This is a genomic window from Streptomyces sp. NPDC002490, assembly GCF_040296045.1.
GTDB lineage: Bacteria > Actinomycetota > Actinomycetes > Streptomycetales > Streptomycetaceae > Streptomyces.
On record NZ_JBEOWM010000022.1, the window covers coordinates 82,530 to 105,350 of the forward strand.

A 22,821-nucleotide genomic window follows, 5' to 3' on the forward strand; every position below is an offset into this window, starting at 1 on the left:
TGGTGGCCCGGCGCGGGCCCCGTGCGGGCGGGCGGCCGGTCAGCCGACCGCGCCCTCCATCTGGAGCTCGATCAGCCGGTTCAGCTCAAGGGCGTACTCCATGGGCAGCTCCTTGGCGATCGGCTCGACGAAGCCGCGCACGATCATCGCCATCGCCTCGAACTCGGTGAGGCCGCGGCTCATCAGGTAGAAGAGCTGGTCCTCGGAGACCTTGGAGACGGTCGCCTCGTGCCCCATCGACACGTCGTCCTCGCGGACGTCGACGTAGGGGTAGGTGTCCGAGCGGGAGATGGTGTCCACCAGCAGCGCGTCGCAGAGCACGTTGGACTTGGCGCCCGGCGCGCCCTCGCCGATCTCGATGAGGCCGCGGTAGGAGGTGCGTCCGCCGCCCCGGGCCACCGACTTGGAGACGATGTTCGAGGAGGTGTTGGGGGCCATGTGGACCATCTTGGCGCCCGCGTCCTGGTGCTGGCCCTCGCCCGCGAAGGCGATGGACAGGGTCTCGCCCTTGGCGTGCTCGCCCATCAGGTACACGGCCGGGTACTTCATGGTGACCTTGGAGCCGATGTTGCCGTCGACCCACTCCATGGTCGCGCCCTCGTAGGCCACGGCGCGCTTGGTGACCAGGTTGTAGACGTTGTTCGACCAGTTCTGGATGGTCGTGTAACGGCAGCGGGCGCCCTTCTTCACGATGATCTCGACCACCGCGGAGTGCAGCGAGTCGGACTTGTAGATCGGCGCGGTACAGCCCTCGACGTAGTGGACGTAGGCGTCCTCGTCGACGATGATCAGCGTCCGCTCGAACTGGCCCATGTTCTCGGTGTTGATGCGGAAGTACGCCTGGAGCGGGATCTCCACGTGCACGCCCTTGGGGACGTAGATGAAGGACCCGCCGGACCACACGGCCGTGTTGAGCGAGGCGAACTTGTTGTCGCCGACCGGGATGACGGTGCCGAAGTACTCCTTGAAGAGCTCCGGGTGCTCCTTGAGCGCGGTGTCGGTGTCCAGGAAGATGACGCCCTGCTCCTCCAGGTCCTCGCGGATCTGGTGGTAGACGACCTCGGACTCGTACTGCGCGGCGACACCGGCGACCAGCCGCTGCTTCTCCGCCTCGGGGATGCCGAGCCTGTCGTAGGTGTTCTTGATGTCCTCGGGCAGGTCCTCCCAGGACTCCGCCTGCTTCTCCGTGGAGCGCACGAAGTACTTGATGTTGTCGAAGTCGATGCCGGAGAGGTCGGAGCCCCAGTTCGGCATGGGCTTCTTCTCGAACAGGCGCAGGCCCTTGAGGCGGAGCTTGGTCATCCACTCCGGCTCGTCCTTCTTGGCCGAGATGTCCCGGACGACGTCCTCGCTGAGGCCGCGCTTGGCGGCGGCCCCGGCTGCGTCGGAGTCCGCCCAGCCGTATTCGTACGTGCCCAGCCCCTCAAGTTCGGGGTGGGCAGTCTCCGTGGGGAGAGTCATGCGGGGTTCCTCCCGGCCGTGCTTGCTGATGGGTGACGCTCTGTTCGGGGTGGTGTGCGGGGGGCCGTCCGCTCCGGCGGCTCCCTCGGCCCGGTCGGGCCGGGCGCCGCGGGGGCGCCCGACGCGTCCGGCGCGTGGGGGATGTACGTGGTGCAGACGCCGTCGCCGTGGGCGATGGTCGCCAGCCGCTGGACATGGGTCCCGAGGAGACGGGAGAAGACCTCCGTCTCGGCCTCGCACAGCTGTGGGTACTGCTCCGCCACGTGGACGACCGGGCAGTGGTGCTGACACAACTGCTCGCCGCGCTGACGGCCGGGCGCGCTGCGCGCCGTAGCAGCGTACCCGTCCTCGGTGAGGGCCCTCGCCAGGGCCTCGGTGCGCTTCTCGGGCGGTGCGGCCTCGACCGCGGCGCGGTACGCCTCGGCGAGGTTGGCGATCCGGTCCCGCGCGAAGGCGGCGACGGCGGCCTCGCCGACGGCCCCGCCGCCCGCGGTGCGCGCGATCCAGCGCAACGCATCGGTGGCGAGCTTGTCGTACGACTGGTCGAAGGCGTCCCGACCGCAGTCGGTCAGGGCGAACACCTTGGCAGGTCGACCACGGGTACGGGCCCCGTACACTCGCTGCTCGCGCGCCTCGACGACACCGTCGCCGAGGAGCGCGTCCAGATGGCGACGGACGGCGGCCTGGGTGAGGCCGAGCCGGCCCGCGAGGGCGGCCACCGTCGACGGACCGTGGTCCAGGATCGAGCGCGCGACGCGGTTGCGCGTGGAGCGCTCACCGGTCGCGGGGTCCTCCTGGGACGCCCCCTGGGGGGCAGTCCGGGCCTCGCCGACGTTTTTCACAACGCCATTGTTGCGTAATTCCCCGAAGACGGACAAGCAGCCGAGGTCAGCCGGGTCGGTGGCATCCGTCACTAAGGCTTACCTAACCGCCGCCCGTCTGCTATGGGGCGCACGGCTCCGCCGGTCGTGCGCCGGTCACCGCGACCGACCCCCCGGCCCCGGCGCCCCGCGCGCCTCCCTAGACTTGCGCCTCATGCGAAGCGAGCCCGTCCTCCAGGTCCACGGCCTGGTGAAGCGGTACGGAACCAGACCCCCCAAGACCGCCGTCGACGGCCTCGACCTGGTCGCCGGGGCGGGCGTCACCGCCGTGCTCGGGCCCAACGGCGCGGGCAAGACCTCCACCATCGAGGTGTGCGAGGGCTACCGCGCCCCCGACGCCGGCACCGTCCGGGTCCTCGGGCTGGACCCGCAACGCGAGGCCGCGGCGCTGCGGACCCGGATCGGGGTGATGCTCCAGTCCGGCGGCGTCTACTCCGGGGCCCGCGCCGAGGAGATGCTGCGCCACGTCGCCCGGCTGCACGCCCATCCGCTCGACGTCCCCGCGCTGATCGAGCGCCTGGGCCTCGGCGGCTGCGGACGCACCGCCTACCGGCGGCTGTCCGGCGGACAGCAGCAGCGCCTGGCGCTCGCCATGGCCGTCGTCGGCCGCCCCGAGCTGGTCTTCCTGGACGAGCCCACCGCCGGACTGGACCCGCAGGCCCGCCGCGCCACCTGGGACCTGGTCCGCGAGCTGCGCGGGGACGGCGTGAGCGTCGTCCTCACCACGCACCACATGGACGAGGCCGAACAGCTCGCCGACGACGTCGCGATCATCGACGCCGGCAGGGTCATCGCCCAGGGCTCCCCCGAGCAGCTGTGCCGGGGCGGCGCCGAGAACACCCTGCGCTTCGGCGGACGCGCCGGGCTGGACCTGGAGTCCCTGCTCAAGGCCCTCCCCCCGGGCTCCGCGGCCGACGAGCCCACCCCCGGCGGGTACCGGGTGACGGGGACCATCGACCCGCAACTGCTCGCCACCGTCACCTCCTGGTGCGCGCAGCACGGGGTGATGCCGGACCGGATCGCGGTGGAGCGGCACACCCTGGAGGACGTCTTCCTGGAGCTGACCGGTAGGGAGCTGCGCCCATGACCGCCGAGGTCGACCCCGTCGCCGAGCGCCCGCGCACGGGCGGCGGCACCTTCGCGCCCCGCCCCGGGGCGGCCCCGCTGCCGCGGATGATCGCCGCGCAGGCCGCCCTGGAGACCCGGATGCTGCTGCGCAACGGCGAACAGCTGCTGCTGACGGTGATCATCCCGGCACTGCTGCTGGCCCTGTTCAGCTCGGTGGACGTGGTGGACACCGGAGAGGGGCCGGCGGTGGACTTCCTCGCCCCCGGGGTGCTGGCGCTCGCCGTGATGTCCACGGCGTTCACCGGGCAGGCCATCGCCACCGGCTTCGAGCGCCGCTACGGGGTGCTCAAGCGGCTCGCGGTCTCCCCGCTGCCGCGCTGGGGGCTGATGACCGCGAAGTCGCTCTCCGTGCTGGTGGTCGAGGTGCTCCAGGTGGCGCTGCTCACCGTGATCGCTCTCGGTCTGGGTTGGTCGCCGCAGGGCAACCCGCTGACCGTGCTGCTGCTGTTGGTGCTCGGCACCGCCGCCTTCTCCGGGCTCGGGCTGCTGATGGCGGGGACGCTGAAGGCCGAGGCGACGCTCGCCGCGGCGAACCTGGTGTTCCTGCTGTTGCTGGTGGGCGGTGGCGTGGTGGTGCCGCTGGACACCTTCCCGTCGGCCGCGCAGGCCGCGCTGGAGTGGTTGCCCATCGCCGCGCTCGCCGAGGGCCTGCGGGAGGTGCTGCGGGACGGTGCCGCGCTGCCCTGGGACCACCTGGGCGTCCTCACCGGCTGGGCCGTCGTCTCGCTCGCCGCCGCCGGCCGGTTCTTCCGCTGGGAGTGACCGGCCGCCCGGCCGACGCCTGCCCCTCGTGAAGCCGTGCACAAGCGGCCGCCTACCATGTGCATGTGCCAAACAGGACCCGACCCGACAGCGCCGGGGCTGCCCGCAATCCGCTGGCCTACATCGCCGCGCGCTGGTCCCCCGCCCCCCACATCGTCCGGCGGGCCGCGCTGGCCGCCCTCGTGATGATGGTCGTCATCGTCGTCACCGGTGGCGCCGTCCGGCTCACGGGCTCCGGCCTGGGCTGCCCCACCTGGCCGAAGTGCACCGACGACTCGCTGACCGCGACCCGCGAGATGGGGCTGCACGGGGTCATCGAGTTCGGCAACCGCCTGCTGACCTACGTGCTCTGCGCGGCGGTCGGCTGGGCGATCGTCGCCGCCCGCTCGCAGAAGCCCTGGCGGCGCTCGCTGACCCGGCTCGGCTGGGCGCAGTTCTGGCTGGTCATGGGCAATGCGGTGCTGGGCGGCATCGTCGTCCTCGTCGGCCTCAACCCGTACACGGTGGCCGCGCACTTCCTGCTGTCGACCGCGCTGATCGGGGTGGCCACGGTGATGTGGCAGCGCTCCCGCGAGGGCGACGCACCGCCCCGGCCGCTGGTCGGCAGGGCCGTCCAGCAGTTGGTCTGGGTGATGGTGGTGGTCACGGTGCTGCTGATCGCGGTCGGCACGGTGGTGACCGGTGCGGGTCCGCACGCCGGCGACTCCAGCGACGTGCCGCGGATGACCTTCGTCGGCTGGGAGACCGTCAGCAAGGTGCACGCGGTGCTCGCCTGGATCGTGGTGTCGCTGACCTTCGCCCTGTGGTTCGTGCTCAAGGCGGTGGACGCGCCCCGGGGGCCGCTGGACCGGACCCGGGACCTGTTCCTGGTGCTGCTCGCCCAGGGCGTCATCGGCTACGTCCAGTACTTCACCGACCTGCCGGAGGTGCTGGTCGGTCTGCACATGTTCGGCTCGTGCCTGGTGTGGATCGCGACCCTGCGGGTGCTGCTGGCGCTCCGGGAGCGCGCGCCGGAACCGGCGCGGCTGCCCGCCCAGACCGACCCGGCGCTGTCGTCGGTCTGAGCCCGTCCCCCGGCCGGATCCGCGGTGGGGCCACCGGGGGCCCCACCGTCGTCCGTCCGCCCCACCGGGGCCGCCGGGTCAGAGTCCGTAGACCCGGCGGGCGTTGCCCGAGGCGAGCATCAACGCCACCCGGCGGGCGTCCGGGTAGGCCCAGGAGCCGTCGCGCACCCACTCCCCCAACACGTGCTCCACGGCGGTGCGGAACAGCCGCGCCCCCACCACGTACAGCTCGGGCAGCCCGTACCCGTCGGTGGAGAACAGCAGCTTGCCGAAGGGGGTCAGCTCCAGCATCTCCGCGAGGACGGCCCGGGCCCGGGCCCCGGTGTGACCGAGGGTCAGCCCCATGTCCGCGTAGACGTGCGGGTACACCGCGGCCAGGTAGCCGGCGCCCCGGTGGAAGGGGTAGCCGTGCAGCAGCACCAGGTCGCAGCCGCGGCCGGCGGTCGCCCGGACGAAGTCGGTGAGCAGCAGCGGGTCGGCCCGGTCGAGCCGGAGGTCGGGGTCGCCGAAGCCGGTGTGCAGTTGGAGCGGCAGTTCGGTGCCGACCGCGCTCCACAGCAGGTGGCGCAGGAGCACCGGATGGGTGAGGCGTTCCCCGGGGCTCCGCCCGGCGAGCCAGGCGGCGGCCGCCGCCCGCACCTCGTCCGGGGCGGGCGGTTCGGGGGCGAGGGCCAGACCGTGCCGGTAGGCGGCGACGGATTTGAAGGCGACGGCGTGCGGGGCCGCGCCGCGCACCGCCGCGTCGAGGGCGTCGAGGAACGAGGCGGCGTCCGCGGCGGTGTCGGCCACCCGCTCGGCGAGGGCTTCGAGGCGGACGACCTCCAGTGCCCGGCTGCCCGCGGCGCGGGAGAGCTCGCCGGGCGTGGTGAGTTCGCCCGGGAGTCCGGTGTCGACCAGGAAGGTGCCGATGCCGGTGGCGCCCAGCAGTCGGCGGGCGACCTCCTCGGGGCCCAGCTCGCGGCGGCGGTTCAGGTAGCGGCTGGGGGAGGTGTGCGGGTCGAGGCCCAACAGCGGCGGGCACCAGCGGCGGACGGCGAAGCCGACCTGGCTGTCGAAGAAGCTGGTGCCGGGGGCGGCCGGGGCGTGGGACTCGGTGAGGTACGAGGCGAACCCCTCGGCGCCCGGGTCCTCGCGGAGGACGCCGTGGCAGTGGTGGTCCACCAGGGGCGGCAGGTCGAACATCAGTACCGCCAACGGGTCTCGGCGGCGATGCGTTCGGGCTCGCTGCCCGCGAAGTCCTCCGCCTCGGCCCGCCGCACCGCGAGCACCGCCCCGTACAGCACCTCCCCCATGGCCTCGCGCAGTTCCCCGGCGGCGGCGAAGTGCTCGACGGTCTCGTCGAGCGAGGTGGGCAGCCGTGGCACGTCCGGGCGGGCGACGGGGTCCCCGGTGACCGGGTCGGGCAGTTCGGCGCCCTCGGCGATGCCCGCGAGTCCGGCCGTGATGACGGCGCCCACCAGGAGGTAGGGGTTGGCGGCGGCGTCGAAGCACTTGAGTTCGGCGTGGCCCTCCCCCGGCACCAGGCGCAGCGCGGCCTCCCGGTTCTCCACGCCCCAGCAGCGGTGGGCACCGGCCCAGCGGGACGGTTGCAGCCGCAGGTAGCTGGCCGGGGAGGGGGCGCCGAGGGCGAGCAGTGCGGGCAGCCGGTCCAGTACGCCCGCGAGGAACGCCGCCGCCTGGGGGGCGAGCCCGTGGCGGGCGGTGGGGTCGCGGTGCAGGTCGGTGCCCTCGCGGTGCAGACCGAGGTGGAGGTGGCAGCCGTTGCCGACCTCCGCCGCATGGAACGCCGGGGCGAACGAGGCCCGCAGCCCGTGCCGGGCGCTGACCGCGCGGACGGTCTCGCGGACCAGGACGAGGTCGTCGGCGGCGGCGACCGGCCCGTCCGCGGGTGCGGTGGACACCTCGAACTGCCCGGGTGCGTACTCCGGGTGGAACTGGAGCACCCGCAGGCCCTGTTCGGCGAGGGCCTGGAGCAGGTCCCGGCCGTAGTCGGCGAGTTCCACGATGCGGGTCATGCCGTAGGCGGGCCCGGTGGTGGGGCTGCTGCCGTCCGGGCGGCGCAGGATCCATTCGGTCTCGAAGCCCATGGTGAACCGCAGGCCGAGCCGGGCGGCCCGGGCTGCGGCCCGGCGGGCGAAGTCGCGCTGGTCGCCGGCGTAGCGGCGGCCGTCCTGTTCGTGGCGGTCCGCCGGCGACCAGGCCCAGCCGGGCTGGGCGGCCAGCGGGACGATCCGCTCCGGGTCGGGGAAGAGCCGCAGGTCACCGTCGGGGCCGCCGAGGTGGGGGGAGCTGACCATCCGGTCGGCCGAGGTGTAGACGTCGAAACAGGGCGACAGGCCCACGCCCCGTTCGGCGACCTCGGCGAGCCGGGCCAGGGGGAACGTCTTGGCGCGGCAGATCCCGGCGTTGTCCACCGTGGTCAGGGCGATGTTCCGGACGCCCCGGTCGGCGAGTTCGGCCGCTCTGATCCGCCACTCCCCCCGTGCGTCCCGCCCGTCGCTGCCGTCCCTGGCACCCATGACCCGCTCCTTCGTCTCGGCGGATGTGCCGGTTCCCCGGAGCATCCGGTCCGCCCGGTGGTCCGACACCTTCCCTGGGATAACGGGCCGGACGCGCGGGGGGTGTGCCTTCGGGAGCGGACGGACGGCGCACGGTGGTGCGCGGTCAGCGGCGGGCGAAGCCGCCGAGTTGGCTCCCGGCCATCCGGGACCACTCGTAGCGGCCGGTGCGGACCCGGGCCGCGAAGGCGCCGTCGAAGGTCGGGTGCACGGTGATTCCGGCCCGCTCCACGGCCGCCTCCGCCACCTCGGGGGAGGGGGCCACCAGGTCCCCCCAGGCCCCGTCGCTGCCGACGAGGACGATGCGGGCGCCCTTGCGACCCAGGTGGGCGACGTGGCCTTCGGTCCCGCCGTGGGCCTTGCCGAAGGCGCCGATCTCCCGGGCCAGTCGGTTCACCCGGCGCCGTGCCCGGGCCGTCGGTTCGCTGCTGCCCGCGGTCGGGGCGGGCTGTGCGTTCTCCATGACCGGAGCCTACCGACGGGTAGGAAGGCGGGGAACCCCGTGCCGGGACACGACGGAGCGCCGCCGCCACCCCGGGCGGGGGCGGCGGCGCTCGGGTGCCGGAGCTCAGCGCAGGAAGGGGTCCACGGCGACGGCCACGAACAGCAGCGAGACGTAGGTGATGGACCAGTGGAACAGGCGCATCTCCTTCAGCTTCGCGCCGGTGAGGCCGTTCTTCGCCCGGGCGAGCAGCCCGTGCGCCTCCCAGAGCCACCAACCGCCGGTGACCAGTGCGACCGCGGTGTAGAACCAGCCGGTGTAGCCGAGCGGGGTCAGCAGCAGCGACACCCCGACCATCACCCAGCTGTACGCGACGATCTGCCGGGCGACCACCTTATTGGAGGCGAGCACGGGCAGCATCGGGACGCCGACCCGGGCGTAGTCCTCCTTGACCTTCATCGACAGCGGCCAGTAGTGCGGCGGCGTCCAGAAGAAGATGACGAGGAAGAGGATGACGGCGGCCCAGGAGAGCGAGTTGGTGACGGAGGACCAGCCGATCAGCACCGGCAGGCAACCCGCGATGCCGCCCCAGACGATGTTCTGGGCGGTGCGCCGCTTCAGGATCATCGTGTAGACGACCACGTAGAAGAGGAGGGCGCCCAGCGCCAGCCACGCGGAGAGCCAGTTGACGAAGAGGCCGAACCACAGGGTGGAGACCACGGCGAGGGTGATGCCGAAGACCAGCGCCTCGCGGGGCGAGACCATCCCGGTGACCAGGGGCCGGCGGGCGGTCCGCTCCATCAACGCGTCGATGTCCCGGTCGATGTACATGTTCAGCGCGTTGGCGCCGCCCGCGGAGAGGTAACCGCCGATCGTCGTCATCAGCACGAGCGTGAGGCTGGGCACGCCCTGCTGCGCCAGGAACATCACGGGAATCGTGGTGATCAGCAGCAGTTCGATGATCCGCGGCTTGGTCAGCGCCACGAACGCCATGACCCGGGCTCGCAGCGGCCGGTGTCCCCGGCTCGTCCGCAGCATTCCCGCCGGACGGGATTCAACGGCCGTCACGCACACCCCTGACAGAGACATCAAAGCAAGCCTCCGGCTGGGCAGTCCCCGGCAACGGCTCGCGCGTACCACGCCACTGTAGACGTTGGCCTTACCTCGCCCTTCGCGGGGGTCGCTCGTGTTGGAGCGGGCTCCCCGACGCCTTCGCGACCTCGTGGTTCCCCCACCGACGGCGGGCGGGCCGCCGTTCGGGCGACCCCGGGGGCCACGGTTCGGGGGCGCGCCCGCAGGGCGCTCGGGCGTGCCGGAGGGAGGGGCGTCGGACCGGAGGGCGGACCCGGACGGGTGCGGCCAGCGGTGCACGGCGTCCGCTCAGCGGAATGCGGGGGAGGGTCCCGAGAGGCGAACGGAAGCGGGCCCCGGCAGTCTGGTAGTTAAGCGAAAAATCGCACGTGGCGACGGCGGTAGGCTCGGCAGCGACCGGTGGGTGCTCGGACGCACCGGTTTCGGCGACGTGTCGTGCACTGCGGACGTCCCGGCCCGCACCGCCGCGGGCTGCGCCCGATACCCGACAACCCCGTTTTCCGAGCTTTCCGAGGACACCGAGAGGAGCCCTGACCCAGGGTGAGCAGCAAGCCGACCACGACCGACCTCGACTGGACCGAACTGGACCAGCGTGCCGTGGACACCGCCCGTGTCCTTGCCGCCGATGCCGTACAGAAGGTCGGCAACGGCCATCCCGGTACCGCCATGAGCCTGGCGCCGGCCGCGTACACCCTCTTCCAGAAGGTGATGCGGCACGACCCCGCCGACCCGCAGTGGACCGGCCGCGACCGGTTCGTGCTCTCCGCCGGGCACTCGTCGCTGACCCTCTACACCCAGCTGTACCTGGCCGGCTTCGGCCTGGAACTGGACGACCTGAAGGCGTTCCGCACCTGGGGCTCCAAGACCCCGGGCCACCCGGAGTACGGGCACACCGCCGGGGTCGAGACCACCACCGGTCCGCTGGGCCAGGGCGTCGCCAACGCGGTGGGCATGGCGATGGCGGCCCGCTACGAGCGCGGCCTCTTCGACCCGGAGGCGGCCCCCGGCACCTCCCCCTTCGACCACCACGTGTTCGTGATCGCCGGTGACGGCTGCCTCCAGGAGGGCATCTCCGCCGAGGCGTCCTCCCTGGCCGGGCACCAGAAGCTCGGCAACCTGGTGCTGCTGTGGGACGACAACCACATCTCCATCGAGGGCGACACCGAGACCGCGGTCTCCGAGGACACCGCGGGGCGGTACGAGGCGTACGGCTGGCATGTGCAGCGCGTCGAGCCGCAGGCCAACGGCGACCTCGACCCGGCGGCCCTGTACGCGGCGCTGGAGGCGGCCAAGGCAGAGACCGAGCGCCCGTCGTTCATCGCGATGCGCTCGATCATCGCCTGGCCCGCGCCCAACGCCCAGAACACCGAGGCCGCGCACGGCTCGGCGCTCGGCGAGGAGGAGGTCGCGGCCACCAAGCGGGTCCTCGGCTTCGACCCGGAGCAGAGCTTCGAGGTCGCCGACGAGGTCATCGCCCACACCCGGGCCGCGCTGGACCGGGGCCGCGAGGCCCGCGGCGAGTGGGAGAAGGGCTTCGCCGCCTGGCGCACCGCCCACCCGGAGCGCGCCGCCGAGTTCGACCGGATCGCGGCCAACGAACTCCCCGCGGGCTGGGAGGACAAGCTCCCGGTGTTCGAGGCGGGCAAGAGCGTGGCGACCCGGGCCGCGTCCGGCAAGGCGCTCCAGGCGCTCGGCGCGGTGATCCCGGAGCTGTGGGGCGGTTCCGCCGACCTGGCCGGCTCCAACAACACGACCATCGACAAGAACTCGTCGTTCCTCCCCGCGGGCAACCCGCTGCCGGAGGCCCACCCCTACGGGCGGACCATCCACTTCGGCATCCGCGAGCACTCGATGGCCGCGGAGATGAACGGCATCGCCCTGCACGGCAACACCCGCATCTACGGCGGCACCTTCCTGGTGTTCTCCGACTACATGCGCAACGCGGTGCGGCTGTCGGCCCTGATGCACCTGCCGGTGACGTACGTGTGGACGCACGACTCCATCGGCCTCGGCGAGGACGGCCCGACCCACCAGCCGGTCGAGCACCTGGCCGCGCTGCGGGCGATCCCTGGTCTGAGCGTGGTCCGCCCGGCCGACGCCAACGAGACGGCGATCGCCTGGCGCGAGATCCTGCGCCGGCACACCAAGGTGTTCGGCGAGGGCACCCCGCACGGGCTGGCGCTGACCCGGCAGGGCGTGCCCGTGTACGCCCCGAACGAGGACGCGGCCAAGGGCGGCTACGTGCTGTTCGAGGCGGAGGGCGGCGCCCCCGAGGCGGTGCTGATCGCCACCGGTTCCGAGGTCCACCTCGCGGTGGAGGCCCGGGAGCGGCTCCAGGCGTCCGGCGTGCCGACCCGGGTGGTGTCGATGCCGTCCGTGGAGTGGTTCGAGGAGCAGACGCAGGAGTACAAGGACGCGGTGCTGCCGCAGTCGGTGCGGGCGCGGGTCGCCGTCGAGGCGGGCATCGGTCTGACCTGGCACCGCTACGTCGGGGACGCGGGCCGCATCGTGTCGCTGGAGCACTTCGGTGCCTCGGCGGACGGCAAGGTCCTGTTCCGCGAGTTCGGCATCACCGCGGAGGCGGTCGAGGCCGCCGCCCGGGAATCCCTGGCCGCCGTTCAGCGCTGACGCCAGTAGACGCAGAGATCACGTAGGAGTTGCTTTTCCCATGACCGACGCACTCAAGCGCCTCTCCGACGAAGGCGTGGCGATCTGGCTGGACGACCTGTCGCGCAAGCGCATCACGTCCGGCAACCTCGCCGAACTGATCGACCAGCAGCACGTCGTCGGCGTCACCACCAACCCGTCGATCTTCCAGAAGGCCATCTCCGGCGGCGACGGCTACGAGGCTCAGCTCGCCGACCTCGCGGCCCGCAGGCTGACGGTCGACGAGGCCGTCCGCATGATCACCACGGCGGACGTCCGGGACGCCGCGGACGTCCTGCGTCCGCTGTTCGACTCGACCGGCGGCCAGGACGGCCGGGTGTCCATCGAGGTGGACCCGCGGCTGGCGCACGACACCCGGGCGACCGTGGCCGAGGCCAAGCAGTTGGCCTGGCTGGTGGACCGGCCGAACACGCTGATCAAGATTCCGGCGACCAAGGCCGGCCTGCCGGCGATCACCGAGGTCATCGGCCTCGGCATCAGCGTCAACGTCACGCTGATCTTCTCGCTGGAGCGCTACCGCGCCGTGATGGACGCCTACCTGGCCGGTCTGGAGAAGGCGAAGGCCGCCGGCCTGGACCTGTCCGAGATCCGCTCGGTGGCCTCCTTCTTCGTGTCCCGGGTGGACACCGAGATCGACAAGCGGCTGGACGGGCTCGGCACCCCCGAGGCCGCCGCCGCCCGCGGCAAGGCGGGGCTCGCCAACGCCCGGCTCGCCTACCAGGCGTACGAGGAGGTCGTCTCCTCCGACCGCTGGCTGGCGCTGGACAAGGCCGGCGCCCACCCGCAGCGACCGCTGTGGGCCTCGACCGGGGTGAAGGACCCGGCGTACAAGGACACCCTGTACGTCGACGACCTGGTCGCCCCGGGCACCGTGAACACCATGCCGGAGGCCACCCTGGAGGCCACCGCCGACCACGGGGTCATCACCGGCAACACCATCGCCGGGACCTACGAGCAGGCGCGGGCCGACCTCGACGCGGTCGAGGCGCTCGGCATCTCGTACGACGACGTGGTGAACCTGCTGGAGGACGAGGGCGTCGAGAAGTTCGAGGCGGCCTGGAACGACCTGCTGGCATCGACCGAGGCGGAGCTGAAGCGCCTCGCCCCCTCGGAAGGCTGAGACCCTTGACATCCGTCCACGGAGCCAATCCGCTTCGTGACGCCGCGGACCGACGGCTCCCGCGCATCGCGGGGCCGTCGGGCCTGGTCATCTTCGGCGTCACGGGCGACTTGTCCCGTAAGAAGCTGATGCCCGCCGTCTACGACCTCGCCAACCGGGGTCTGTTGCCGCCGGGCTTCTCGCTGGTGGGCTTCGCCCGCCGGGAGTGGCAGAACGAGGACTTCGCACAGGAGGTCCACGACGCCGTCAAGGAGCACGCCCGCACCCCCTTCCGGGAGGAGGTGTGGCACCAGCTGATCCAGGGCATGCGCTTCGTCCAGGGCGACTTCGACGACGACGACGCCTTCGAGCACCTGCGGGCCACGATCACCGACCTGGACCAGGCGCAGGGCACCGGCGGCAACTTCGCCTTCTACCTGTCGGTCCCGCCGAAGTTCTTCCCGCTGGTCGTGAAGCAGCTCAAGAAGCACGGCCTGGCCGACCAGGAGAACGGTTCCTGGCGCCGGGCGGTCATCGAGAAGCCGTTCGGGCACGACCTGGCGTCCGCGCAGGAGCTCAACGCGATCGTCCACGAGGTGTTCGCCCCGGACCAGGTGTTCCGGATCGACCACTACCTGGGCAAGGAAACCGTCCAGAACATCCTGGCGCTCCGCTTCGCCAACACCCTGTTCGAGCCGATCTGGAACCGGTCCTACGTCGACCACGTGCAGATCACCATGGCCGAGGACATCGGCATCGGCGGCCGGGCCGGCTACTACGACGGCATCGGCGCCGCCCGGGACGTCATCCAGAACCACCTGCTGCAACTGCTCGCGCTGACCGCCATGGAGGAGCCCGCCTCCTTCGACGCGGACGCGCTGGCCGCGGAGAAGACCAAGGTCCTCGGGGCCGTGAAGCTCCCCGCCGACCTGGGCGCCGACACGGTCCGTGCCCAGTACGCCGAGGGCTGGCAGGGCGGCGAGAAGGTCATCGGCTACCTCCAGGAGGACGGCATCGACGGCCGGTCGAAGACCGACACCTACGCGGCCGTGAAGCTCCAGATCGACAACCGCCGCTGGGCGGGGGTCCCGTTCTACCTGCGCACCGGCAAGCGGCTGGGCCGCCGGGTCACCGAGATCGCGGTGGTCTTCCAGCGCGCCCCGCACTCCCCCTTCGACCACACCGCGACCGAGGAGCTGGGGCAGAACGCCCTGGTCATCCGGGTCCAGCCGGACGAGGGCGTCACCGTGCGCTTCGGCTCCAAGGTGCCGGGCACCTCGATGGAGGTCCGGGACGTGTCCATGGACTTCGCGTACGGCGAGTCCTTCACGGAGTCCAGCCCGGAGGCGTACGAGCGACTGATCCTGGACGTGCTGCTCGGCGACTCCAACCTCTTCCCCCGCACGGAGGAGGTCGAGCTGTCCTGGAAGATCCTGGACCCGATCGAGCGCTACTGGGACGGCCACGGCAAGCCCGCGCAGTACGCGTCCGGGACGTGGGGCCCATCCGAGGCGGACGAAATGCTCGCACGAGACGGACGGAGCTGGCGCCGGCCATGAACATCGACCTTACGGACACCACGGCCAGCCGGATCAACAAGGCGATGGTCGAGGCCCGCCGCGCCATCGGCTCGCCGGCCGTCGGCATGGTGCTGACCCTGGTCATCGTCACCGACGAGGAGAACGCCTACGACGCGCTGAAGGCGGCCAGCGAGGCCTCGCGCGAACACCCCTCGCGCACCGTGGTGGTCATCCGCCGGGTGTCGCGCTCCCCACGGGGCCGCACCACCTCCCGGCTGGACGCCGAGGTCCGGGTGGGCGGCGAGGCCGGCACCGGGGAGACCGTGGTGCTGCGGCTGTACGGCGAGGTCGTGGACCACGCGCAGTCGGTGGTGCTGCCGCTGCTGCTGCCGGACGCACCGGTCGTGGTGTGGTGGCCGATCAACGCGCCCTCCGACCCGGCGCGCGACCCGCTGGGCGCGCTCGCCCAACGGCGGATCACCGACGCCTACACGGCCGAGCACCCGGTCGGGGAGCTGTCGGCCCGGGCCGACAGCTACGCCCCCGGGGACACCGACCTGTCCTGGACCCGGATCACCCCGTGGCGGTCGATGCTGGCCGCGGCCCTGGACCAGATCGTCTGCACGGTCACGGCCGCCGAGGTCGAGGGCGAGGAGTTCAACCCCAGTGTGGAGCTGCTGGCCATGTGGCTGGCGGAACGGCTGGGAACTCCGGTGACCCGGACCGTGTCGAGCGGCCCCGGGCTGACCGCGGTGCGGCTCCAGACCGACTGCGGCCAGATCGGGCTGGACCGCCCGGACGGCTCGCTGGCCACGCTGTCCATCGCGGGGCAGCCGGACCGTGCGGTCGCGCTCAAGCGGCGGGAGACCGCCGAGCTGATCGCGGAGGAGTTGCGGCGGCTGGACCCGGACGACACCTACGCCTCCGTCCTGCGGTTCGGGGTGGGCCGGTTGGAGGACACCGCGAACGGTGACGCCCCCGCCGGGCGGGAGCCCGCGCAGGAGCCGTCGCAGGAGCAGGGACCGGACGCGGCCGGGGAGGCCAAGCCCCCGGCCAAGGCGGCGAGGAAGCCGGCGGCCCGGAAGGCGCGCACGTGAGCACACCGCAACTGGTGGTCCACCGGGACAAGGAGCTGATGGCGCAGGCCGCCGCCGCCCGGTTGATCACGAAGATCGTGGACGCCCAGGCCGCCCGGGGCTCCGCCTCGGTGGCGCTCACCGGCGGGCGCAACGGCAACGCGGTGCTCGCCGCACTGGGCGCCGCACCGGCCCGGGACGCCGTGGACTGGTCGCGGATCGACCTGTGGTGGGGTGACGAGCGCTTCCTCCCGGAGGGCGACCCCGAGCGGAACGTCACCCAGGCCCGGGCGGCCCTGTTGGACGCGGTGCCGCTGGACCCCGAACGGGTGCACGCGATGCCGGCCTCCGACGGACCGTACGCGGCCGGCGGGCCGGAGGGCGACGGGGCGGACACCGCCGCCGCCGCGTACGCCGCCGAACTGGCCGCCGCCGCGGGCCCCGAGGACCACGGACCCGTGCCCACCTTCGACGTGCTGATGCTGGGCGTCGGCCCGGACACCCACGTGGCCTCGCTCTTCCCGGAGCTGCCGGGGGTGCGGGAGACGGAGCGGACGGTGGTCGGGGTGCACGGAGCACCGAAGCCGCCGCCCACCCGGATCTCGCTGACCCTGCCCGCCATCCGGGCCGCCCGTGAGGTGTGGCTGCTCGCGGCGGGCGAGGACAAGGCGGAGGCCGTGGCCATCGCCCTGTCCGGGGCAGGCGAGGTGCAGGCCCCGGCCGCCGGGGCACGGGGGCGGGCGCGGACCCTCTGGCTGCTGGACGCGGCCGCCGCTTCCGGGCTGCCCCGGGAGCTGTATCCGCCGGCCTCCCCGTAGGGCCCCCTCCCCGTACGGTCCGATCGACGCGCGTGCCGGGCACCCGAAGGTTCGGGTGCCCGGCACCGTCATGTCAACGGCCGCGCAGCTCCCGGTACTTGGCGACCAGGGCCGTGCTGGAGGCGTCGAGGCCGGGGACCTCGGCGCCCTCGGTCAGGGCGGGCTCCACCCGCTGGGCGAGCACCTTGCCCAGTTCCACGCCCCACTGGTCGAACGAGTCGATGTGCCACACCGCGCCCTGCACGAAGACCTTGTGTTCGTACAGGGCGATGAGCTGGCCGAGCACCGAGGGCGTCAGCTCCTTGGCGAGGATCGTGGTCGTCGGGTGGTCGCCGGGGAACGTCTTGTGGGGGACCAGGTGCTCCGGGACCCCTTCGGCGCGCACCTCGTCGGCCGTCTTGCCGAAGGCGAGGGCCTGGGTCTGGGCGAAGAAGTTGGCCATCAGCAGGTCGTGCTGCGCGGCGAGGCCGGGGGCGAGGTCGGCCACCGGCTCGGCGAAGCCGATGAAGTCCGCCGGGATCAGCTTGGTGCCCTGATGGAGCAACTGGTAGTAGGCGTGCTGCCCGTTGGTGCCCGGGGTACCCCACACCACCGGGCCGGTCTGCCAGGCGACGGGTTCGCCGTCACGGTCGACGTACTTGCCGTTGGACTCCATGTCCAACTGCTGGAGGTAGGCGGCGAACTTGGAGAGGTAGTGCGAGTACGGCAGCACCGCGTGCGACTGGGCGTCGTGGAAGTTGCCGTACCAGATGCCGAGCAGCCCGAGCAGCAGCGGCACGTTCTGTTCGGGCGGCGCGTTGCGGAAGTGGCGGTCCACGGTGTGGAAGCCGTCGAGCATCTCCCGGAACCGCTCCGGCCCGATGGCGATCATCAACGACAGCCCGATGGCCGAGTCGTAGGAGTAGCGCCCGCCGACCCAGTCCCAGAACTCGAACATGTTCGCCGGGTCGATGCCGAAGTCGGCGACCTTCTCGGCGTTGGTCGACAGGGCCACGAAGTGCCGTGCCACCGCTTCCTGACCGGCCGACAGCCCGTCCAGCAGCCAGCTGCGGGCGGCGGTGGCGTTGGTGATGGTCTCGATGGTGGTGAAGGTCTTGGAGGCGACGATGAACAGGGTCTCCGCGGCGTCCAGGTCGCGGACCGCCTCGTGCAGGTCGGCGCCGTCCACGTTCGACACGAACCGGACCGTCAACGAGCGGTCCGTGTACGAGCGCAGCACCTCGTAGGCCATGGCGGGACCGAGGTCGGAGCCGCCGATGCCGATGTTGACGACGTTCTTGATCCGGGCCCCGGTGTGGCCGGTCCACTCCCCGGAGCGGACCCGTTCGGCGAAGGCGCCCATCCGGTCGAGGACCCGGTGCACCGCGGGCACCACGTTCCGCCCGTCCGCCTCGATGACGGCGTCGGCGGGCGCACGCAGCGCGGTGTGCAGGACCGCGCGGTCCTCGGTGGTGTTGATCTTCTCCCCGCGGAACATGGCGTCCCGCAGCGCGTACACCCCGGCGGCTTCGGCCAGTTGGCGCAGCAGGCGCAGGGTGTCGTCGGTGACCAGGTGCTTGGAGTAGTCGATGTAGAGGTCACCGACCTGGAGCGCGTAGCGGGTGGCGCGGTCCGGATCGGCGGCGAACAGGTCGCGCAGCCGCAGTGCGTCCTGTTCCTCCCGGTGCTTGACCAGGGCGGTCCACTCGGGCGTCTGGTGGAGCCGAGTACGGCCTTCTGCATTCATCTCGGACTTCGTCCTTCTCTCTGCCGTCGCCTGTTGCCGTGCCTTGCCGCGGGCACTCTCCAACCTAGTTGATCAGGGGCCCGGACGACGGTCGGCCGCAGCGCCGGCCCCGCCCCGGACCCGGGACAGCAGGACGAGGGCGGCCAGGGCGAAGGTCGCCGCGGCTAGGTGGGCCGGCGCCCGCGGGCCCCACCCGGTGGCCGCGACGCCGCCGAGCAGGGCGCCGAGCGCGCCGGCCCCGATGCTCAGGGTGCGGAACGCCGCGCTCACCCGACCGAGCGACCCGGGTGGCGTGCGGAGTTGGGTCACCGTCGTCTGCTGGACGTTCCACACCAGGCCCAGGAAGCCGAACGCCACCAGGGCGGCCACCAGGACGGCGATGCCGGGGGCCGCGCCGGCGACGACCAGGGCGCCGCCCTGTCCGACCGCGCAGCACAGCAGCGTCCGCAAGGCTCCGAGCCGGTCGCCGAGGCGGCGGGCGAGGAATCCGGCGGCGAGGCTGCCGACCGCGTACCCCGTCAGGGCGAGGGCGTACTCCCTCTCCCCCGCGTGCAGCCCGTCGGTAACGAGGACGATCAGGGTGGCGACCAGGGCGCCCACTCCGAGGTTGGTGAGGGCGGTGGCGGTGCACAGCGCCCGTAGCACCCCGTCCCGCCACAGCGAGCGCACTCCCCGGACCACCTCGGCGCGCAGGCCCGCCCCCGGGGCCTCGGACGGGCGGTCGGGCGGGTCGACCGGGCGCAGGGCGGTCAGCAGGGCCGCGGCGAGCAGATAGGTGAGCGCGTCCACGGCGTAGGGGGCGGCAGCGCCCAGGGTCAGCACGAGGGGGACCAGCGGGACGGCGATCAGCCCGCCGGCGATCTGTTGTCCCGTCATCAGCCGGGCGTTGGCGCTGGCCAGCGCATCCGCGGGGACCAGCGCGGGCAACAGGGCGGTGGCGGCGTTGTCGAAGAGCGTCTGGAGGGTGGTGAGGGCGAGGGCCAGCACCACCAGCAGTCCGATCGATGCCCGGTCGAGGGCGACGGCCACCGCGAACGCGCCGACCAGCAGGGCGCGGACCAGATCGACGTGGATCATGGCGCGCCGCTGGTCGAGGCGGTCGGCGAGGGCGCCGCCGAGGAGCCCGAAGACCAGCCACGGCAGGTATCCGCTGGCCGTGACGGTCGCGATCAGCAAGGGTTCGTCGGTGAGGGTCGCCGCGAGCAGGGGCAGCGCGGCGGTGCGCAGGGCGTCGCCGAAGCGGGACAGCACGGCCGCCGCCCACAGCCGTCCGAATCCGCCGCGCCACCGCACGGCCGTGGCGGCGCTCCCCCGCACTCCGCTGGACACGGCCACCGCTCCGGCCCCCCGTCGTCGCCCACCGATCACTGGCGCAACCGTAGGGCCCGCCACTGACAGGGGTGCACGACCTGCGGGAACGCGAGGGGCCGGGCGCCCCGTGGGGTCCCGGCCCGGGTGGGTCCGTCGTCAGATCTCGCCGCGCAGCTTCGCCAGCGCCTCGGCGAGGATCGCCTCGCCGTCGGCGTCGCTCCGCCGTTCCCGCACATAGGCGAGGTGCGTCTTGTACGGCTCGGTCCGCGGGGGGGCCGGGGGGTTGTCCCGGTCCTGCCCCGCGGGGAAACCGCACCGCGGGCAGTCCCAACTGTCGGGGACCTGCGCGTCGCTGGCGAAGCTCGGCTGCGTCTCGTGCCCGTTCGAGCACCAGAAGGAGATGCGCAGCCGTGGCGCGGACTCGCCGCGCTCGGCCTCGCCCATCGGCCCCGCCCCGACCCGGCTTCCTCGGATCGCGTTGCCACTTGCCACGGTCGTAACTCCCTGCGTGATGGTGCCGCGAAGCGAGTCGGCGTAACGCTTCGCTGCGAGCGCCTCAGTCTACGTAAGGCCCAACGCGCGTCCAGGGACGGGAGTTACCCCCTGCCCCGAGACGCAAGCCCCATGATAGGCCGCGCCGGGGGGCGCAGACCCGTCATGGGGCTCGACGTGGCGTGCGGGTGCGACGGACGAGGCTCAGCTGTCGAGCTTCATCATGATCGCGAGGGCGACGATGCAGGCGAACCAGAGCAGGCCGACCACGACGGTGATCCGGTCGAGGTTGCGCTCGGCGACCGAGGAGCCGCCGACCGACGACTGCATGCCGCCGCCGAACATGTCGGACAGACCGCCGCCCTTGCCCTTGTGCATCAGCACCAGCAGCGTGAGCAGCAGGCTGAAGACGATCACGGCGATCGAGAACCCGAAAACCACAGCGAACTCCCTTTCCGGGGTCTTCCCTCGGATCTTGATGGACGGCGCGGGGGCCGCGGACGTCGGACGGGCCGGTGGACGTCCGGCCGCGGGACCCTGCGGTACCCGCGTGCCGAGCACCGTGCCCGTCTTCCGGCCGTCGGCCCCCGCAAGGGTACGACGGATCGTCGCTAGCGCCTACTCACGCCTGCTCGAAGCGGACGATCCTGACGAACTCGTCGGCGTCCAGTGCGGCACCGCCGACGAGGGCGCCGTCCACGTCGGGCTGCGCCATGATCGCGGCGACGTTGCCGGACTTCACGGAGCCGCCGTACTGGATGCGGACCTTCTCGGCGAGTTCCTTGGAGTAGAGCTCGGCGAGCCGACCGCGGATCGCCGAGCACACCTCCTGGGCGTCCTCGGGCGTGGCGACCTCGCCGGTGCCGATGGCCCACACGGGCTCGTAGGCGATGACGATGGTCTCGGCCTGCTCGGCGGGCAGGTCCTTGAGGGCCCCGTCCAGCTGGTTGAGGGTGTGCGGCACCTGCTGGCCCGCCTTGCGCACCTCCAGGCCCTCGCCCACGCACAGGATCGGGGTGATCCCGTGCTTGAAGGCGGCCTTGACCTTGGCGTTGCACAGCTCGTCGGTCTCGCCGTGGTACTCGCGGCGCTCCGAGTGGCCCACCGCCACGTAGGCGCAGTTCAGCTTGGCGAGCATCACCCCGGAGACCTCGCCGGTGTACGCACCGGAGTCGTGCGCCGAGATGTCCTGGGCACCGTACTTGATCTTCAGCTTGTCGCCGTCGACGAGGGTCTGCACGGACCGCAGGTCGGTGAAGGGCACCAGGACGGCGACCTCGACGGCCTCGTAGTCCTTGTCCGCGAGGGCGAAGGCGAGCTTCTGGGTGTGGGCGATGGCCTCAAGGTGGTTGAGGTTCATCTTCCAGTTGCCCGCCATCAGCGGGGTACGGGTCTGGTTCGTCATGAAGGTTCAGTTCTCCAGTGCGGCGAGACCGGGGAGCGTCTTGCCCTCAAGGTATTCGAGGGAGGCGCCGCCGCCGGTCGAGATGTGACCGAATGCCCGCTCGTCGAAGCCCAGGGTGCGCACGGCCGCGGCGGAGTCGCCGCCGCCGACGACCGTGAATCCCGGGGAGTCGATCAGGGCCTGGGCGACCGCGGTGGTGCCCTCGGCGTAGTCGGGGTGCTCGAAGACACCCATGGGGCCGTTCCAGAAGACGGTGGCCGCGTCGGCGAGCTTCGCCGCGTACAGCTCACGGGTCCTCGGACCGATGTCCAGGCCCTGCTGGTCGGCCGGGATGGCGTCCGCGGCGACCGTGGTGGGGTGGGCCGGGGCCTTGGTCTTCAGGTCCGGGAAGCGGGGGGCGACCAGCAGGTCGACCGGGAGCACGAACTCCACACCGCGCTCGGCGGCCCGCTTCAGGTACTCCTGGACGGCCGGGATCTGGTCCTCCTGGAGCAGCGAGGTGCCCACCTCGTGGCCCTGGGCCTTGAGGAAGGTGTACGCCATGCCGCCGCCGATGAGGATGCGGTCGGCCCGCTCCAGCAGGTGGTCGATCACCCCGAGCTTGTCGGAGACCTTGGCGCCGCCGAGCACGACCGCGTAGGGCCGCCGGACGTCCTCGGTGAGCTTCTCCAGGACGCCGACCTCGGTGGCGATCAGATGGCCGGCGTAGTGCGGCAGCCGGGCCGGCAGGTCGAGGACGGAGGCGTGCCCCCGGTGCACGGCGCCGAAGCCGTCGCCCACGTAGACGTCGGCGAGGGCGGCGAGGCGGTCGGCGAACTCCCCGCGTTCGGCGTCGTCCTTGGAGGTCTCCCCCGGGTTGAAGCGCAGGTTCTCCAGGACGGCGACCTGGCCCGGCTGGAGGCCGTCCACGGCCTCGTGGGCGGCGGCCCCCACGGTGTCCTGGGCGAAGGCGACCGTCGCACCGAGCAGTTCACCGAGGCGCTCGGCCGCGGGCAGCAGCGAGAACACCGGGTCGGGGGCGCCCTGGGGGCGGCCCAGGTGCGAGGCGACGACGACCTTGGCGCCCGCTTCGGCCAGCGCCTTCACGGTGGGCAGCACGGCACGGATGCGCCCGTCGTCGGTGATGGTGCCGTCGGCGAGCGGCACGTTGAGGTCCGCGCGCACGAAGACCCGCTTGTTGTCGACGCCTTCGGCGAGGAGTTCGTCGATCGTCTTCATTCAGTCGCTCCTAGTACTCCAACGAGGAGGTCTCGCAGGGCGTTGCGAGGAACTGCGGGGGCGCAGGGTGCTCCCCGCAGGGCTTGTGCATGTGAGAGGGC

General features: G+C 72.4%; 20 protein-coding genes. 8 read left to right on the top strand and 12 right to left on the bottom strand.

The features are described from left to right. Window positions 1–39: 39 nt before the first annotated feature. Together sufB and ABT092_RS16500 are read right to left on the bottom strand one after the other, a co-directional pair. Window positions 40–1,461 carry a Fe-S cluster assembly protein SufB gene (sufB, locus tag ABT092_RS16495; RefSeq protein WP_351244321.1) on the bottom strand — a complete coding sequence of 474 codons (1,422 nt, stop codon included), beginning with the start codon at window positions 1,459–1,461 and terminating at the stop codon, window positions 40–42. Beyond that, on the bottom strand, window positions 1,458–2,303 hold the full coding sequence (locus ABT092_RS16500; RefSeq protein ID WP_351244323.1) for a helix-turn-helix transcriptional regulator: 846 nt from the start codon (window positions 2,301–2,303) through the stop codon (window positions 1,458–1,460). Before ABT092_RS16500 ends, sufB begins: the two co-directional genes overlap by 4 nt. 193 nt (window positions 2,304–2,496) lie before the next feature. On the opposite strand from ABT092_RS16500, the gene ABT092_RS16505 reads away from it, so the two are divergent. The 3 genes from ABT092_RS16505 to ABT092_RS16515 all read left to right on the top strand — a co-directional run bounded on the left by ABT092_RS16505 (window position 2,497) and on the right by ABT092_RS16515 (window position 5,296). Next, the gene (locus ABT092_RS16505; RefSeq protein ID WP_351244325.1) at window positions 2,497–3,429 is read left to right on the top strand and encodes an ABC transporter ATP-binding protein; all 933 of its coding nucleotides are present in this window, start codon (window positions 2,497–2,499) and stop codon (window positions 3,427–3,429) included. Continuing rightward, window positions 3,426–4,232: an ABC transporter permease gene (locus ABT092_RS16510; RefSeq protein WP_351244327.1), complete on the top strand. Its 807-nt coding sequence runs from the start codon at window positions 3,426–3,428 to the stop codon at window positions 4,230–4,232. The genes ABT092_RS16505 and ABT092_RS16510 overlap by 4 nt, the downstream gene beginning before the upstream one ends. Before the next feature lie 65 nt (window positions 4,233–4,297). Continuing rightward, window positions 4,298–5,296, top strand: coding sequence for a COX15/CtaA family protein (locus ABT092_RS16515; protein WP_351244329.1), 999 nt, complete (start codon window positions 4,298–4,300; stop codon window positions 5,294–5,296). A 78-nt stretch (window positions 5,297–5,374) separates the two neighbouring features. Here ABT092_RS16515 and ABT092_RS16520 read toward each other — a convergent pair whose 3' ends face one another. The 4 genes from ABT092_RS16520 to ABT092_RS16535 form a co-directional block, all read right to left on the bottom strand. Continuing rightward, window positions 5,375–6,478 (bottom strand): amidohydrolase family protein, encoded by a 1,104-nt coding sequence (locus ABT092_RS16520; RefSeq protein ID WP_351244331.1) that lies wholly within the window; start codon window positions 6,476–6,478, stop codon window positions 5,375–5,377. Further along, entirely contained in the window at window positions 6,478–7,815 is a 1,338-nt protein-coding gene (locus ABT092_RS16525) for a type I glutamate--ammonia ligase (protein ID WP_351244333.1), read from the bottom strand. Before ABT092_RS16525 ends, ABT092_RS16520 begins: the two co-directional genes overlap by 1 nt. 145 nt (window positions 7,816–7,960) lie before the next feature. Continuing rightward, a complete protein-coding gene (locus ABT092_RS16530) occupies window positions 7,961–8,317 on the bottom strand; it encodes a hypothetical protein (protein WP_351244335.1) in 357 nt (118 codons plus the stop codon). A gap of 105 nt (window positions 8,318–8,422) precedes the next feature. Then, the gene (locus tag ABT092_RS16535; protein ID WP_351244337.1) at window positions 8,423–9,385 is read right to left on the bottom strand and encodes a heme o synthase; all 963 of its coding nucleotides are present in this window, start codon (window positions 9,383–9,385) and stop codon (window positions 8,423–8,425) included. 543 nt (window positions 9,386–9,928) lie between these two features. Between ABT092_RS16535 and tkt the strand changes: the two genes are divergently transcribed. The 5 genes from tkt to pgl are packed head-to-tail and all read left to right on the top strand — an operon-like array spanning window position 9,929 to window position 16,568. After that, window positions 9,929–12,016 (top strand): transketolase, encoded by a 2,088-nt coding sequence (gene tkt, locus ABT092_RS16540; protein ID WP_351244339.1) that lies wholly within the window; start codon window positions 9,929–9,931, stop codon window positions 12,014–12,016. Between the two features lie 40 nt (window positions 12,017–12,056). After that, the gene (tal, locus tag ABT092_RS16545; RefSeq protein WP_351244341.1) at window positions 12,057–13,175 is read left to right on the top strand and encodes a transaldolase; all 1,119 of its coding nucleotides are present in this window, start codon (window positions 12,057–12,059) and stop codon (window positions 13,173–13,175) included. A 5-nt stretch (window positions 13,176–13,180) separates the two neighbouring features. Further along, window positions 13,181–14,713 carry a glucose-6-phosphate dehydrogenase gene (gene zwf, locus ABT092_RS16550; protein ID WP_351244343.1) on the top strand — a complete coding sequence of 511 codons (1,533 nt, stop codon included), beginning with the start codon at window positions 13,181–13,183 and terminating at the stop codon, window positions 14,711–14,713. Further along, entirely contained in the window at window positions 14,710–15,771 is a 1,062-nt protein-coding gene (opcA, locus tag ABT092_RS16555) for a glucose-6-phosphate dehydrogenase assembly protein OpcA (RefSeq protein WP_351244345.1), read from the top strand. Before zwf ends, opcA begins: the two co-directional genes overlap by 4 nt. Next, window positions 15,768–16,568 (top strand): 6-phosphogluconolactonase, encoded by an 801-nt coding sequence (pgl, locus tag ABT092_RS16560; protein WP_351244347.1) that lies wholly within the window; start codon window positions 15,768–15,770, stop codon window positions 16,566–16,568. The genes opcA and pgl overlap by 4 nt, the downstream gene beginning before the upstream one ends. Window positions 16,569–16,641: 73 nt before the next feature. On the opposite strand, the gene pgi is transcribed toward pgl, so the two are convergent. The 6 genes from pgi to ABT092_RS16590 form a co-directional block, all read right to left on the bottom strand. After that, entirely contained in the window at window positions 16,642–18,294 is a 1,653-nt protein-coding gene (gene pgi / locus ABT092_RS16565; RefSeq protein WP_351244349.1) for a glucose-6-phosphate isomerase, read from the bottom strand. Window positions 18,295–18,366: 72 nt separating this feature from the next. Continuing rightward, on the bottom strand, window positions 18,367–19,623 hold the full coding sequence (locus ABT092_RS16570) for an MFS transporter (protein ID WP_351244351.1): 1,257 nt from the start codon (window positions 19,621–19,623) through the stop codon (window positions 18,367–18,369). Window positions 19,624–19,761: 138 nt separating this feature from the next. Next, window positions 19,762–20,097 carry an RNA polymerase-binding protein RbpA gene (locus tag ABT092_RS16575; RefSeq protein ID WP_173263245.1) on the bottom strand — a complete coding sequence of 112 codons (336 nt, stop codon included), beginning with the start codon at window positions 20,095–20,097 and terminating at the stop codon, window positions 19,762–19,764. A 204-nt stretch (window positions 20,098–20,301) separates the two neighbouring features. Beyond that, window positions 20,302–20,538 carry a preprotein translocase subunit SecG gene (secG, locus tag ABT092_RS16580; protein WP_351244354.1) on the bottom strand — a complete coding sequence of 79 codons (237 nt, stop codon included), beginning with the start codon at window positions 20,536–20,538 and terminating at the stop codon, window positions 20,302–20,304. A gap of 181 nt (window positions 20,539–20,719) precedes the next feature. Next, window positions 20,720–21,502 (bottom strand): triose-phosphate isomerase, encoded by a 783-nt coding sequence (tpiA, locus tag ABT092_RS16585; RefSeq protein ID WP_351244356.1) that lies wholly within the window; start codon window positions 21,500–21,502, stop codon window positions 20,720–20,722. Between the two features lie 6 nt (window positions 21,503–21,508). Further along, complete coding sequence (locus tag ABT092_RS16590; protein WP_351244358.1) at window positions 21,509–22,720, bottom strand: phosphoglycerate kinase; 1,212 nt, start codon at window positions 22,718–22,720, stop codon at window positions 21,509–21,511. Window positions 22,721–22,821: the final 101 nt, after the last annotated feature.

Excerpts from the sequence above, each read along its gene's own strand:
- sufB (WP_351244321.1), bottom strand. The coding sequence starts at position 1,461 with ATGACTCTCCCCACGGAGACTGCCCACCCCGAACTTGAGGGGCTGGGC.
- ABT092_RS16505 (WP_351244325.1), top strand. The coding sequence starts at position 2,497 with ATGCGAAGCGAGCCCGTCCTCCAGGTCCACGGCCTGGTGAAGCGGTAC.
- ABT092_RS16510 (WP_351244327.1), top strand. The coding sequence starts at position 3,426 with ATGACCGCCGAGGTCGACCCCGTCGCCGAGCGCCCGCGCACGGGCGGC.
- ABT092_RS16520 (WP_351244331.1), bottom strand. The coding sequence starts at position 6,478 with ATGTTCGACCTGCCGCCCCTGGTGGACCACCACTGCCACGGCGTCCTC.
- ABT092_RS16525 (WP_351244333.1), bottom strand. The coding sequence starts at position 7,815 with ATGGGTGCCAGGGACGGCAGCGACGGGCGGGACGCACGGGGGGAGTGG.
- ABT092_RS16530 (WP_351244335.1), bottom strand. The coding sequence starts at position 8,317 with ATGGAGAACGCACAGCCCGCCCCGACCGCGGGCAGCAGCGAACCGACG.
- ABT092_RS16535 (WP_351244337.1), bottom strand. The coding sequence starts at position 9,385 with ATGTCTCTGTCAGGGGTGTGCGTGACGGCCGTTGAATCCCGTCCGGCG.
- tal (WP_351244341.1), top strand. The coding sequence starts at position 12,057 with ATGACCGACGCACTCAAGCGCCTCTCCGACGAAGGCGTGGCGATCTGG.
- opcA (WP_351244345.1), top strand. The coding sequence starts at position 14,710 with ATGAACATCGACCTTACGGACACCACGGCCAGCCGGATCAACAAGGCG.
- pgi (WP_351244349.1), bottom strand. The coding sequence starts at position 18,294 with ATGAATGCAGAAGGCCGTACTCGGCTCCACCAGACGCCCGAGTGGACC.
- tpiA (WP_351244356.1), bottom strand. The coding sequence starts at position 21,502 with ATGACGAACCAGACCCGTACCCCGCTGATGGCGGGCAACTGGAAGATG.
- ABT092_RS16590 (WP_351244358.1), bottom strand. The coding sequence starts at position 22,720 with ATGAAGACGATCGACGAACTCCTCGCCGAAGGCGTCGACAACAAGCGG.